This is a genomic window from Blastococcus litoris (genome assembly GCF_003075095.1).
Classification (GTDB): Bacteria; Actinomycetota; Actinomycetes; order Mycobacteriales; family Geodermatophilaceae; genus Blastococcus_B; species Blastococcus_B litoris.
On record NZ_QCZF01000002.1, the window covers coordinates 264,710 to 278,085 of the forward strand.

At 74.4% G+C, this 13,376-nt stretch carries 11 protein-coding genes; 8 read left to right on the forward strand and 3 right to left on the reverse strand.

Annotation, left to right across the window (positions count from 1 at the left end):
* The first annotated feature begins 60 nt into the window (after positions 1 to 60).
* The 4 genes from DCS98_RS05765 (at position 61) to DCS98_RS05780 (ending at position 4,676) form a co-directional block, all read left to right on the forward strand.
* On the forward strand, positions 61 to 1,785 hold the full coding sequence (locus DCS98_RS05765) for an alpha/beta hydrolase (protein ID WP_206340116.1): 1,725 nt from the start codon (positions 61 to 63) through the stop codon (positions 1,783 to 1,785).
* 15 nt (positions 1,786 to 1,800) lie between these two features.
* A complete protein-coding gene (locus DCS98_RS05770; protein WP_116450402.1) occupies positions 1,801 to 2,517 on the forward strand; it encodes a CPBP family intramembrane glutamic endopeptidase in 717 nt (238 codons plus the stop codon).
* A 90-nt stretch (positions 2,518 to 2,607) separates the two neighbouring features.
* The gene (locus DCS98_RS05775) at positions 2,608 to 2,892 is read left to right on the forward strand and encodes a three-helix bundle dimerization domain-containing protein (RefSeq protein ID WP_116450403.1); all 285 of its coding nucleotides are present in this window, start codon (positions 2,608 to 2,610) and stop codon (positions 2,890 to 2,892) included.
* Positions 2,889 to 4,676 (forward strand): SulP family inorganic anion transporter, encoded by a 1,788-nt coding sequence (locus DCS98_RS05780; RefSeq protein WP_116450404.1) that lies wholly within the window; start codon positions 2,889 to 2,891, stop codon positions 4,674 to 4,676. Before DCS98_RS05775 ends, DCS98_RS05780 begins: the two co-directional genes overlap by 4 nt.
* A gap of 10 nt (positions 4,677 to 4,686) precedes the next feature.
* On the opposite strand, the gene DCS98_RS05785 is transcribed toward DCS98_RS05780, so the two are convergent.
* Positions 4,687 to 6,042, reverse strand: coding sequence for a diacylglycerol/lipid kinase family protein (locus DCS98_RS05785; RefSeq protein ID WP_116450405.1), 1,356 nt, complete (start codon positions 6,040 to 6,042; stop codon positions 4,687 to 4,689).
* Positions 6,043 to 6,103: 61 nt separating this feature from the next.
* On the reverse strand, positions 6,104 to 7,153 hold the full coding sequence (locus DCS98_RS05790; RefSeq protein WP_116450406.1) for an AraC family transcriptional regulator: 1,050 nt from the start codon (positions 7,151 to 7,153) through the stop codon (positions 6,104 to 6,106).
* A 148-nt stretch (positions 7,154 to 7,301) separates the two neighbouring features.
* On the opposite strand from DCS98_RS05790, the gene DCS98_RS05795 reads away from it, so the two are divergent.
* Both DCS98_RS05795 and DCS98_RS05800 read left to right on the forward strand, forming a co-directional pair.
* The gene (locus tag DCS98_RS05795; RefSeq protein ID WP_116450407.1) at positions 7,302 to 7,577 is read left to right on the forward strand and encodes a LuxR C-terminal-related transcriptional regulator; all 276 of its coding nucleotides are present in this window, start codon (positions 7,302 to 7,304) and stop codon (positions 7,575 to 7,577) included.
* 133 nt (positions 7,578 to 7,710) lie between these two features.
* Entirely contained in the window at positions 7,711 to 8,142 is a 432-nt protein-coding gene (locus tag DCS98_RS05800) for an STAS domain-containing protein (protein ID WP_164704408.1), read from the forward strand.
* Position 8,143: 1 nt separating this feature from the next.
* On the opposite strand, the gene DCS98_RS05805 is transcribed toward DCS98_RS05800, so the two are convergent.
* The gene (locus DCS98_RS05805) at positions 8,144 to 8,830 is read right to left on the reverse strand and encodes an MBL fold metallo-hydrolase (protein WP_116450409.1); all 687 of its coding nucleotides are present in this window, start codon (positions 8,828 to 8,830) and stop codon (positions 8,144 to 8,146) included.
* Between the two features lie 48 nt (positions 8,831 to 8,878).
* Between DCS98_RS05805 and DCS98_RS05810 the strand changes: the two genes are divergently transcribed.
* The gene (locus DCS98_RS05810) at positions 8,879 to 10,327 is read left to right on the forward strand and encodes an amidase (protein WP_116450410.1); all 1,449 of its coding nucleotides are present in this window, start codon (positions 8,879 to 8,881) and stop codon (positions 10,325 to 10,327) included.
* 129 nt (positions 10,328 to 10,456) lie between these two features.
* The gene (gene uvrA, locus DCS98_RS05815) at positions 10,457 to 13,348 is read left to right on the forward strand and encodes an excinuclease ABC subunit UvrA (protein ID WP_116450411.1); all 2,892 of its coding nucleotides are present in this window, start codon (positions 10,457 to 10,459) and stop codon (positions 13,346 to 13,348) included.
* The last annotated feature ends 28 nt before the right edge of the window (positions 13,349 to 13,376 follow it).

The window sequence follows — 13,376 nt, forward strand, 5'->3', positions numbered from 1 at the left end:
TGAGTCCTGGGGAGCGGTCGTCCCCCTAGCGTCGGAGCCGCCGGAGGAGCGGAGGCGGGCATGACGGCTGAGCCGACCACGAGGCCTCCCCGGGAGGACGTCGCGACAGTGCGGCCGGAGGCCTCCGCGGGGGCCGGGGACGTCCCTCCCCGCGGGCGGTGGCTCCGGCTGCCGCATTACACCTGGAGCGGCACCCTGGGCGCGCTGCTCTTCGGAGGCGCGTCCCTCATGCCGTCCCTGCTGCCGCGTGGGTGGGTCCTGCAGGGGCTGATCGCCGGCCTCACCGCGGCCATCGGGTACGGCGTCGGCGTGGCCGTGGCGTGGTTCGTCGCGGAGGTCACCGAGAGCCGCATGTCGGCGGGGTTCCGCCGGCGCGCCTGGCAGGTCCTCGCCGTGGCAGGACCGATCTTCGCCGTCGTCATGCTGGTGTTCGGCGCGATCTGGCAGCGGCGGATCCACGAGCTCATGGGCCTCGACGCCCCGGCGGGCTGGTCCTCGATCGGCATCGTCGTCCTGGCGGTGGTGGTGTTCGCGCTGTTCGTGGGGATCGGCCGCGGCGTGCGGTTCCTCGGGCGCTGGTTCGTCCGCCTCCTCGGCCGGTTCCTGCCGCGGCGGGTCGCCCGGCCGCTCGGCGTCCTCGCGGTGACGGTGCTGGTCGTCTTCCTGCTCAACGGGGTGCTCTTCCAGGGTCTGGTGAACGCGATGAACTCGGCGTTCAGCGTCAAGGACGACGGCACGGAGGAGGGGGCGGTCGAGCCCACCGCTCCCGAGCGGTCGGGCAGCCCGGACTCCCTGGTGCCCTGGGACGACCTCGGCCTGCAGGGGCGCAACTTCGTCGGGCTGGGCCCGACGCCGGAGGACCTGGAGGAGTTCTCCGGCGGGCCGGCGGAGCAACCGGTCCGCGCCTACGTCGGCCTGGCCAGCGCCGAGGACGTCGGGGACCGGGCGGCCCTGGCCGTCCGCGAGCTCGAGAGGGCGGGCGGCTTCGAGCGCTCGGTGCTCGTCGTCGTGACGACGACGGGCACCGGTTGGGTGGACCCGGCGGCCAGCGACTCGCTCGAGTACGAGTTCAACGGCGACACCGCGATGGTCGCCATGCAGTACTCCTACCTGCCCAGCTGGCTGTCGTTCCTGGTGGACCAGGTCAAGGCGCGCGATGCCGGCCGCGCGCTGTTCGACGCGGTGTACGGCACGTGGGCGCAGCTGCCACCCGACGACCGACCCCGGCTCTACGTGTTCGGGGAGAGCCTGGGCACGTTCGGCGGCGAGGCGGCGTTCAGCGGGCTGGCCGACATCCAGAACCGCACCGACGGCGTGCTGTGGGCCGGGCCGCCGAACTTCAACGCCCTGTGGCGGGACATCGTGGCCGATCGCGAGGAGGGCACGCCGGAGTGGCTGCCGGTCGTGGACGAGGGGCGCACCGTCCGGTTCGCCGACGCCGCCCCCGACCTGGGCCGGCCGGCCGGCCCCTGGGGGGAGCCGCGGCTGGTCTACCTGCAGAACGCGTCCGACCCGATCGTCTGGTGGTCGCCGCAGCTCATCCTGGGCCGCCCCGACTGGCTCGAGGGGGACCGCGGCCCCGACGTGTCGCCCGGCATGGTCTGGCTGCCGCTCGTGACCTTCTGGCAGGTCACCGCCGACATGGCCTTCTCGACCGGCGTGCCCGACGGGCACGGGCACAAGTACCAGGCCGACTACGTGGACGGGTGGGCCCAGGTCGCCCAGCCGCCCGGGTGGACCGACGCCGACACCGAGCGGCTGCGGTCGCTGGTCAGCGACGGCTGACGCGGGGACGGGGGGATGACGACCTCGGCCGCCCGCCGGGCCCGCTTCCGCGTGGTCTCGGGGGCGGTCGTGCTGGTGCTCGCCGGGGTCAACGTCGTCGACCACACGCTGCACCCGCCCTGGTGGGTGCGGGCGCTGGGTGGGGCCGCTCTCCTCGCCTGGGCCCGTCTGGAGGGGCTGACGTGGTCGCAGCTCGGGCTGGGCCGCGACCGCCTGGCGGCCGGGTCCCGCTGGGCCCTGGGAGCCATCGGCCTGGTCGCCGGCATCTACGTGATCGGGGTGCTGCTGCCCCTCACCCGGCCGGGGTTCCAGGACGTCCGGTACGACCTGCCGGTGCCGGACGTGCTGCACAAGGCGTTCGTCGCCATCCCGCTGGGCACCGTGGCCCTGGAGGAGCTCGCGTTCCGCTCGGTGCTGTGGGGCGTGCTGGCCCGGCACCTGCGCACGTGGCAGGTCCTGATGACGACGTCGGTGCTCTTCGGTCTCTGGCACGTGATCCCGGCGGTGGGCGTCGGCGAGACCAACCGGGGCGTGTCCGAGACCGTCGGTGCGGCCGGCAGCACCGCCCTCGTCCTCGGGACCGTCGCGCTCACGACGGTCGGGGGCCTGGTCTTCGGCGAGCTGCGACGGCGCAGCGGCAGCGTCCTCGCCAGCGCGGGCGCGCACTGGGCGACCAACGCCCTCGGTGTGCTCTTCGGGCTGCTGGCCCGGCGGCTCGACCGTGCGGGGTAGGCGCCCTCATCCCGCCCGGGTGATGCCCGGTGCCGGTCACCCCCGCCACGCTGCTGCACGATCCGGTCGTCGACGGCGAGGAGGCCCGCGGTGTCCCTGCCCGCCACGGTGGTCCTCGCCGGGGACGACGGCGCAGCCCGTCCCGCCGGGCCGGGGGACCCGCCGTTCCTCGCGTCCCTGGTCGAGCGCCTGCACGCCGAGTTCGGGGTCGACCGGCTCCTGGTCCGGCGGCTGGCCACCGCCGTGCTCGACGGGTTCGCCACCGCCCGCGTCCAGACGTTCGTCCCCATCCTGGTCGAGAAGAACCTGCGGGCGGCCTTCCGCAGCCAGGGCGAGATCGCCGCCGCCCGCGGGGCGGCCTCCCCGGTGGTGTGAGCACCGGCCCGGTGCCGCCCGGTGTCCGGGCGCTGCACGGATACCGCGGCTCGTGGCTGCCGAAGGACCTCGTGGCGGGGGTGGTCCTGACCGCCCTGCTCGTACCCCAGGGCATGGCCTACGCGGAGCTCGCCGGTCTGCCGGCGATCACCGGGCTGTACACGTCCATCACCTGCCTGCTCGCGTACGCGGTGTTCGGCCCCTCCCGGATCCTGGTGCTCGGGCCGGACTCCTCGCTGGGACCGATGATCGCCGCCACCGTGCTGCCGCTGGTGGTGGCCGGCGGGGACCCGGACCGCGCCGTCGCCCTCGCGTCCATGCTCGCGTTGATGGTCGCCGTCGTCATGATCGCGGCCGGCTTCGCCGGCCTGGGCTTCGTGGCCGACCTGCTGTCGAAGCCCACCATGATCGGCTACATGAACGGGCTCGCCCTCACCATCCTGGTGGGCCAGCTGCCCAAGCTGCTCGGCTTCTCCGTCGACGCCGACGGGCTGCTGGGCGAGATCGGCGGGTTCGCCTCCGGCGTGGCCGGCGGCGAGGTGGTCCCGGCCGCGGCAGCCGTCGGGATCGGCGGCGTCGTCGTGATCCGCGCGCTCCAGCGGTGGCTCCCCAAGGTCCCCGCGGTGCTGGTCATGGTGGTCCTGGCGATCGCTGCCACCACGGTGTTCGACCTGGAGGAGCGGGGGGTCGGCCTGGTCGGCGAACTGCCCCAGGGCTTCCCGCCGCTGACCTTCCCGGGCGTCGAGTGGTCCGACGTCCCCCCGCTGGTCGGCGGCGCCCTCGCCATCGCCCTGGTGGCACTGGCCGACACCATCTCCACCGCGTCGGCGTTCGCCGAGCGCACCGGGCAGGAGGTCCGGGGGAACCAGGAGATGATCGGCATCGGTGCGGCCAACCTGGCCGCCGGGCTGTTCCAGGGTTTCGCGGTCAGCACCAGCGCCTCCCGGACGGCGGTGGCCGAGCGGGCCGGCGCGCGCTCCCAGCTCACCGGCGTCGTCGGGGCCGTCCTGATCCTGCTGATGATCCTGCTGCTGCCCGGGCTGTTCCGGAACCTGCCGGACGCCGCGCTGGCAGCCGTCGTGATCACGGCCGCGCTGTCGCTGGCCGACCTCCCCGGGGTGGTCCGCCTCTGGCACCAGCGGAGGGTGGAGTTCGGCCTGTCGCTGGCGGCCTTCGCCGGGGTGGCGCTGCTCGGCGTCCTGCCCGGCATCGCGATCGCCGTCGGCCTGTCGATCCTCAACGTCTTCCGTCGGGCATGGCGGCCCTACCAGACGACGCTGGGGCGGGTCGGCGCCGTCGCCGGCTACCACGACGTGCGCTCCTACCCGGACGCCGAACTGCTGCCGGGCCTGGTCATCCTGCGCTTCGACGCGCCGCTGTTCTTCGCGAACGCCAAGACGTTCCGCGACGCGGTCACGGCGCTCGCCCGCCAGGAGCCGGCGCCGCGCTGGATCGTGGTGGCCGCCGAGCCGATCACCGACGTCGACACGACGGCCGCCGACGTGCTGTTCGACCTGGACCGCCGGTTGGACGAGAACGGCCAGTCGCTCGTGTTCGCGGAGCTGAAGGACCCGGTGCGGGCCAAGATCGAGCGGTACGGCCTGACCCGCGAGATCGAGCCCCAGCACTTCTTCCCCACGGTCGAGTCCGCGGTGGAGGGCTTCCGGGCGCGTACGGGGGCGACCTGGGCCGACGGCACGGCGGCCCCGTTACCGACGGTGCTCCCGCGTCCCGCGGCACCGCTGCCGGAGCCTGCTCCCGGGGGCAGCGGGCACCCGGGCTGAGCGCCCCGGCTCAGGCGTCCCCGGCGGCGGAGGCGGCCGGCTCTCCGGCCGGCGTCCCGCCGCGGAGGGGGACCTGCCGCCCGGCCGCCAGCGCCCAGAGCGTCGCCCAGTGCAGGCGACCCCGCGGTGCGCGCACGCCCGGCCGGTGCCGGGGAAGCCGGACGCGCAAGGCCGCCGGGCGCGACGTGCAGCGCACCGGGACCGTCATCCGCAGCGTCTCGCCGTCGACGCCCACGGGGATGTCCGGCTCGTCCGCCGTGACGACGACCTCGCGGACCTCCAGCCGGCGCAGCCCGGTGCTGTGCGCGCCGTTGAGCAGGCCCACGGCCTGCCGGGCGCTGTCCACGCGGACGGCGACGACCCCGAGGAGCCCGCGGTCCAGCCGGGAGCGGCGGCCCAGCCCGGCCAGGTCGGACGCCTCGTAGGGGTCGTTGCTCACCAGCAGCGCCTGTGGGGCGCGCACCGTCACCTCGCCGACGTCGGCCACCAGCCGGGCGCCGCGGCGACGGCTGAGCACGTCGGGCAGGGCGGCGAGGGTCGTGCCGCGCTTGTCGTCGCGGTACGCCGGGTTCTCCACGATCTCGGCGTAGGCCCCGAACGAGGCGTTGTTCACGAAGACGCGGCCGTTGATCTCGCCCAGGTCGATCCGGGCCTCCACCCCGTCGCGGAGCGCGTCCAGGCACCGAGTGGGGTCGTCGCGGTCCAGCCCCAGGTCGAGCGCGAAGTGGTTCCGCGTGCCGGCGCTGACCACGAGGAAGGGGACGTCGTGCTCGGCCGCGACCTGTGCGACGAGAGCCTGGGTGCCGTCACCGCCCGCCACGCCGAGGAGGTCGGCGCCCCTGGCCACGGCCTCGCGGGCGAGCTGCTGGACGTCGGTGCCCGGCCGGTCGAGCAGCGCCACCTCCGCCCCGAGCTCCTCGGCGCGCTCGCGGAGCCGGAACCGGATCACCTTGCCGCCACCCGAGCGGGGGTTCATGACCAGGAAGGGGCGCCGCGGCGCGGGGGCCTCGGCGACCGGCAGCGCCCACTCCGACGGATCGGGGCGCAGGGCCTCGTGCGCCGCGGCCGTCGCAGCGGCGAGCAGGGCGGCGGCGACCAGGGCGACCCAGAGCAGGCCGTCGGTCACCAGGGCCCAGCCGACCGCCACGGGGGCGCAGACCGCCAGGGCCAGCGCGATCCAGCGCAGCGGCGCCCGTTCACGGAGGAACCAGAAGAGCGCCGCGACGACTCCTGCGCAGGCGGCCGCGACCAGGGCCAGCAGCCACAGGCTGCGCGGGCCGGCGGCGGCCAGCAGGAGGAGCACGGTGAGGACCACCAGACCGAGGGACGCCCGTGCCCACCAGCGTCGAGCTGCCGTCGAGCCCACGTCGCCTCCCGTCGGTCCGCCGCGTCGACCCGACCATGGCCGTTCGAGGCGACCGCCGGCATCACCCCCCGGGGACGGTCGGCAGCGTGGTGTCGCGCGACCGGTCGGGTGCGGCGAGGGCGGTGCGCCGCCAGTCGGCCGCGGTCACGCCGAAGTGCTGGCGGAACCAGCGGGAGAAGGCGCTCGGGGCGTCGAAGCCCAGGAGCATCGCCACCTCGGTCAGGGAGTAGCGCTCCGCCGCCAGGTAGCGCTCGGCCTCACGGGCGCGGGTGGCGTGCACGATCGCCGAGAAGCGCGTCCCCTCACCGGCGAGCAGGCGCTGCAGCGCCCGCGGCCGGGCGCCGAGGTACTGCGCGACGTCGGTCAGCGAGCAGCGGCCGAGCGGCAGCAGCACCTCGACGACCTCGCCGACCTGCCCGGCCGCGGTCGGCGCCGCGGTGTCGACGATCGCGCGCAGGAACTCGTGGGTGTAGCGGCGGAGGGAAGGGTCGGCGATGACCACCGGGACGTCGAGGTCCCGGCTGGGCAGCACCAGGCCGGTGAAGTCCCCGCCGAAGCGCAGACCGAGGCCGAAGACGGACCGGTAGGGAGCCACGTCTGCCGGCGCCGGCCGCGCGAAGGTGGGCGTCAGCGGCTGCCACCCGTCACCGACCAGCGCGCGCACGATGCCGACCAGCGCGCCCATCACCAGGTCGATCGACTGGGTGCTGGGCACGGGCTCCTCGAACTCGAGCCAGACCTCGATCGAGGCCAGCTCGCCGGCCTCCCGGAGACGAAGGTGCAGCGCTTCGTTGTAGGCCCGCTCGTGGCGGACGAGGAGCTGCACCGCGCTGCGCAGGTCGGGCTCGTCGCGGAGGACGACGCTGAGGGGTCCGAGCGCCCCGAGCGGTCGCAACGCCGCGAGTCGCAGGCCGAAGTCGGGGCACGAGGACTGCTCCGCGGACCGTTCGAGCAGCCGTGCGACGCGGGCGGCGAGCACCCACCTGTCCGGGACGGCGAGGTCGCCGAGGTCCAGGCCCGCTTCGTGCAGCAGGGCCGCGGGATCGAGACCCAGCGACCGCGCCAGGCCGACGAACCCGGTCAGCGCGGCGGTCCGGACGCGAGGTCGCACGAGGTCCCTCCTGGGCGTGCGCGAAAAGGTACGCCCGGGGGTGGGATCGGTAAAGCGTCAGGACCCCACGCTGCCTACTCTCGGCGAACCGGACGTTGGCAACCGAGCGGCGCGGCCTCCGGACGACGGCGGCGCGGAGGAGGGCCCGATGACCTCGAAACTGCCGTCGTCCCGAGGCCGCACGGCCATCCCGGTTCCGCGCCGCCCGTCCGGCGCCGCGGTGACCGGACTGCCGGTCCTGGGCGACCGCGACCGCGAGCTGCTCGCGCTCCTCGCGGAGGGCAGGTCGGTCCGCCAGATCGCCGCTGCGATGGCGGTCACCACCAACACGACGCGGACCAGGATCCGCCGCGTACAGCGGAAGCTGACCGTCGCCGACCGCGAGCAGGTCGTGCGGGCGGCGCGCACCCTCGTCCCCGCCTGACCGCCCGGCGGGACACCGTCCCCGGCGGAGGAGGCCGGGCGTCCGCGGAGGGCGGACCATGCCGGGCAGGGGCCAGGCGTCTCCCGTGGGACGTCCTCCCGGTCCCCGCGTCCGCGGAGCGAGGTGCAGAGGGGTGGGAGCCGACCGTGCCGACACGCCGGCGCGCCGCCAGGCCGCCCGGCGGCGGGCGGTCGCGGTCGCGGCTGCCTCGGCCAGGCCCGGCGCCCAGGGCAGCACCGACCTCCCGCCGCTGGTCGTCCGGGTGGACCTCTCGGACGGGCGGGTGACGCTCACGGGACGCCTGGCCGGCGGCGGCGCGCACGTGCTGCAGGAGGCGGTGTCCGCCATGCTGCGCGCCGGGAGGACCAGCTGGGACGTCGACGTCGCGGGGCTCGACGTCGCGGACGACGACGGTCTGCGGGTCCTCGTCGGTGCCTACCGCCGGGCGGTGCGCCACGGCCGACGGCTGACCCTGCACCGGGCATCGGCGCAGCTGCAGGGGGCGCTGGGCCGGCTGCGCCTGGAGCGGCACCTGCTCCCGGCGGGGGAGGAGCCCCCGGGCTGACCTACCAGCCGCGCTCCCGCCACTCGGCCAGGTGCGGGCGCTCGGCCCCGATCGTCGTGTCGCTGCCGTGGCCGGGGTAGACCCACGCCTCGTCCGGGAGGGCGCCGAACAGCCGCTCCTCGACGTCGTCGATCAGGCTCGCGAAGCGGGCCGGGTCCTGCTGGGTGTTGCCGACGCCGCCGGGGAAGAGGCTGTCCCCGGTGAAGACGTGGACGCCTCCCTCGCCCGGGCCGCGCCAGACCAGGGCGATGCTGCCGGGCGTGTGCCCGCGCAGGTGGACCACCTCCAGGGTCTGGTCGCCGACGGTCACCGTGTCCCCGTGCTCGACGGTGCGCTGGACGGGCACCGGCAGGTCCGCCGCGTCTGCGGTCCCGGCAACCGTCACCGCTCCGCTGGCCGCGACGACCTCGGGCAGCGCCCGGTGGTGGTCCCAGTGCCCGTGGGTGGTGACGACGGTGCGCACGCCGGCGTCGCCGATCAGCGCGAGCAGCGCCTCCGGCTCGGCGGCGGCGTCGATCAGCAGCCCCTCGCCGGTGGCCGTCGAGCGCAGCAGGTACACGTTGTTGGCCATCTCGCTCACCGCGAGCTTCGTGATGGTGAGCCCGGGCAGCTCGCGCACGTCGGCGGGCCCGCCCACCTCGACGTCGCCGGTGTAGGTCCGGTCGCCGGACGGGGGGGAGGCGGTCATCGAGGACTCCGATCGGAAAGTGTCGGCGGACGCCGTTACGGTCCAGGCATGGACGCTAGCGGAGCCCTCGACAGTGCCCGTCCCGCTCCGAGCGCGGCCGCGACGGTGGGCCTGCCGGCCACCGAGATCGCGCGGCTGGTCCGCTCGGGGGAGGTGACGGCGGTCGACGTCGTCCGCGCCCACCTCGACCACATCGACGCCGTGGACGCCCGCGTCGGCGCCTTCCGCCTGGTCCGGCGCGAGGCCGCGCTCGCCGAGGCGCACGCCATCGACACGGCGCTCACCCGCTTCGCGCTCCCGCTCGCCGGCGTCCCCGTCGCGGTGAAGGACAACGTGGCCGTCGCGGGGGAGGTCTGCACCGACGGCTCGCCGGCCTGCCCGGAGCGGACGGCGGAGCGGGACCACCCGGTGGTCGCCCGGCTGCGCAAGGCCGGGGCCGTCGTCGTCGGCATCACCCGCGCCCCCGAGCTGTGCCTCTACGCCGCGACCGACGGCCCGGGCGCCGTCAGCCGCAACCCCTGGGACACGGCGCGCTCGCCGGCCGGCAGCTCGGGGGGCAGCGCCGCGGCGGTCGCCTCCGGGTCGGTCCCGCTGGCGCACGGCAACGACGGCATGGGGTCCCTGCGCCTCCCGGCCGCCGCCTGCGGACTCGTCACCCTCAAGCCCGGCACCGGTGTCGTCCCGGCCGAGATCGGCGCCGACAGCTGGTCGGGCATGGCGGTGAACGGCGCCCTGGCGACCACGGTGTCCGACCTCGCGGTGGCCCACGCCGTCCTGGCGGGGGAGGAGCCGAGCGAGCCCGAGGCGCCCGGCCGGCCGCTGCGCATCGTCCTGTCCACCCGCTCCCCGGTCCCGGGTGTGCGTGCCGACGCCGCCACCCGCGCGGCGGTCGAGGCGGTGGTCGAGCGCCTCCGGGCGGCCGGCCACACGGTGGTGCGCCGCGAGCCCCCGATCACCCTGGGCGCGGCGGCCGGGGCGCTGACCCGCTGGATGGTCGGTGCGGAGGACGACGCGGAGCACCTCGGGATCGACCGGCGCGCGCTCCAGCCGCGCAGCCGCACGCACGCCCGGATCGGTCGCCTCGTCCGCCGGGCGGGCCTGGTCCGGCCCCGGACGGCGGAGCGGTTCCGGGAGCGCATGGTCGGCTTCTTCGGCGACGTCGACGTGCTGCTCAGCCCCGTCACGACCGGCCCGCCGCTGCCCGCGCGCCCCTGGCACGAGCGCGGGTTCCTCGCCAACATCACGGCCAACGCCCGCTGGGCGCCCTGGACCGCGGCCTGGAACCTCGCCGGCCTGCCGGCCGCCGTGGTACCCGCCGGCAGCCGACCCGACGGGCTGCCGGTCGCCGTCCAGTTCGTGGGCCCCCCGGGTGCCGAATCGCGACTACTCTGGCTGGCCGGAGAGCTGGAACGCCTGCAGCCGTGGCGGCGCTACGCCCCCGTCTTCGATCCCACCGCGCCACCGTCCGCGCCGCCCGCCGGGGCGTCCGCGGAGTAGCGCGGCGCGCCGTCGCGCGAGCGTGACGGGAGCGACACGGGGGCACGCCGAGCGGGGGGAACAGCTCCCTGACCGGGGACCTTGCTCCCGGTGATGATGCATCTGGCCACAGCGACTGACAGGGATCACATGGACCGGCTCGTCGTCCGCGGCGCCCGTGAGCACAACCTCAAGGACGTCCACCTCGACCTGCCCCGCGACGCACTGATCGTCTTCACGGGGCTCTCCGGCTCGGGCAAGTCCAGCCTCGCCTTCGACACGATCTTCGCCGAGGGCCAGCGCCGCTACGTCGAGTCGCTGTCGGCCTACGCCCGCCAGTTCCTCGGGCAGATGGACAAGCCCGACGTCGACTTCATCGAAGGTCTGTCTCCCGCGGTGTCGATCGACCAGAAGTCGACCAACCGCAACCCGCGGTCGACCGTCGGCACGATCACCGAGGTCTACGACTACCTCCGCCTGCTCTACGCCCGTGCCGGCCAGCCGCACTGCCCCAACTGCGGCAAGCCGATCTCCCGGCAGACGCCGCAGCAGATCGTCGACCAGGTGCTCGCCATGGAGGAGGGCACCCGCTTCCAGGTGCTCGCCCCGGTGGTCCGCGCACGCAAGGGCGAGTACGTCGACCTCTTCGGCTCCCTGCAGACGCAGGGCTTCTCCCGCGTCCGCGTGGACGGCGTCATCCACTCGCTGACCGAGCCGCCCAAGCTCAAGAAGCAGGAGAAGCACACGATCGAGGTGATCGTCGACCGCCTCACCGTCAAGGACAGCGCGAAGCGCCGGCTCACCGACTCGGTGGAGACCGCGCTCGGCCTGGCCGGCGGCCTCGTCGTCCTCGACTTCGTCGACCTGCCGGAGGACGACCCGGAGCGCGAGCGCACGTTCTCCGAGCACCTGGCCTGCGTCGACGACGGCCTGTCGTTCGAGGCGCTCGAGCCGCGGTCGTTCTCGTTCAACTCGCCCTTCGGTGCCTGCCCCGAGTGCACCGGCATAGGCACGCGCAAGGAGGTCGACCCCGAGCTGGTCGTCCCCGACCCGGAGAAGAGCCTCGCCCAGGGTGCGATCGCGCCGTGGTCGACGTCGATGAGCAACGAGTACTTCACCCGGCTGCTCACCGGTCTGTCGCAGCAGCTCGGCTTCTCGATGGACGACCCGTGGGAGCGGCTGCCCGCCAAGGCGCAGAAGGCGATCCTGCACGGCTCGCCCGACCAGGTGCACGTCCGCTACAAGAACCGCTACGGCCGCGAGCGCAGCTACTACGCCGCCTTCGAGGGCGTGCTGCCCTTCCTCGAGCGCCGGCACGAGGACACCGACAGCGACTACATGCGGGACAAGTACGAGGGCTACATGCGCGACGTGCCGTGCCCCGTCTGCCACGGCACCCGCCTGAAGCCGGAGATCCTGGCGGTCAAGCTCAACAGCCGCTCCATCGCCGAGGTCACCAACCTGTCGATCGGCGACGCGTCGGAGTGGCTGAACGGGCTCGAGCTCGGCGAGCGCGAGCGCGCCATCGCCGACCGCGTGCTCAAGGAGATCCAGGCACGGCTGTCGTTCCTGGTCGACGTCGGCCTGGACTACCTGTCCCTGGACCGGCCGGCCGCGACCCTCGCCGGCGGCGAGGCGCAGCGCATCCGGCTGGCCACCCAGATCGGCTCCGGCCTGGTCGGTGTCCTCTACGTCCTCGACGAGCCGTCGATCGGCCTGCACCAGCGGGACAACACCCGCCTGATCGAGACGCTCGTCCGGCTGCGCGACATGGGCAACACGCTGATCGTCGTCGAGCACGACGAGGACACCATCAAGGTCGCCGACTGGATCGTCGACATCGGCCCGGGCGCCGGCGAGCACGGTGGTGAGATCGTCGTCAGCGGTCAGCTCGACGACCTGATGAAGAGCGAGCGCTCGCTCACCGGCGCCTACCTGTCCGGGCGCATGGCCATCGAGATCCCCGAGAAGCGGCGCCAGCCCACCGCCGGCCGGGAGCTGGTCGTGAAGGGCGCCCGCGAGCACAACCTCAAGGGCGTCGACGTGACGTTCCCGCTCGGCTGCCTGGTGGCCGTCACCGGGGTGTCCGGGTCGGGCAAGTCCAGCCTGGTCAACGACATCCTCTACACGACCCTGGCCAACCAGCTCAACCGCGCCCGGATGGTGCCCGGCCGGCACCGGACCATCACCGGGCTGGAGCACCTGGACAAGGTCGTGCACGTCGACCAGTCGCCGATCGGCCGCACCCCGCGGTCCAACCCGGCGACCTACACCGGCGTCTGGGACCACGTCCGCAAGCTGTTCGCCAGCACCACCGAGGCGAAGATGCGGGGCTACCAGCCGGGGCGCTTCTCGTTCAACGTCAAGGGCGGCCGCTGCGAGGCGTGCTCCGGCGACGGGACGCTGAAGATCGAGATGAACTTCCTGCCCGACGTCTACGTCCCGTGCGAGGTCTGCAAGGGCGCCCGGTTCAACCGGGAGACCCTCGAGGTCCACTACAAGGGCAAGACCGTCGCCGAGGTCCTCGACATGCCGATCGAGGAGGCCGCGGACTTCTTCGCCGCCATCCCCGCGATCGCGCGCTACCTGCGCACGCTCACCGAGGTCGGGCTGGGCTACGTCCGGCTCGGGCAGCCCGCGACCACGCTGTCCGGTGGCGAGGCGCAGCGGGTGAAGCTGGCCAGCGAGCTGCAGAAGCGGTCCAACGGCCGGAGCATCTACGTCCTCGACGAGCCGACCACCGGGCTGCACTTCGAGGACATCCGCAAGCTGCTCCTCGTCCTGCAGGGCCTGGTCGACAAGGGCAACTCGGTCATCGTCATCGAGCACAACCTCGACGTGATCAAGAGTGCCGACTGGCTGATCGACATGGGCCCCGAGGGCGGGTTCCGGGGTGGCACCGTCGTCGCCGAGGGCCCGCCGGAGTTCCTGGCCACGGTCCCGGAGAGCCACACCGGCCGGTACCTGGCCACGATCCTCGAGCCGGACGCCGTCGCGGCGGCCGCGGCGCCGAAGAAGCGAGCGCGCAAGAAGGCCAGCTGAGTTCCCTGACGTCGCCTGACCCGGATCC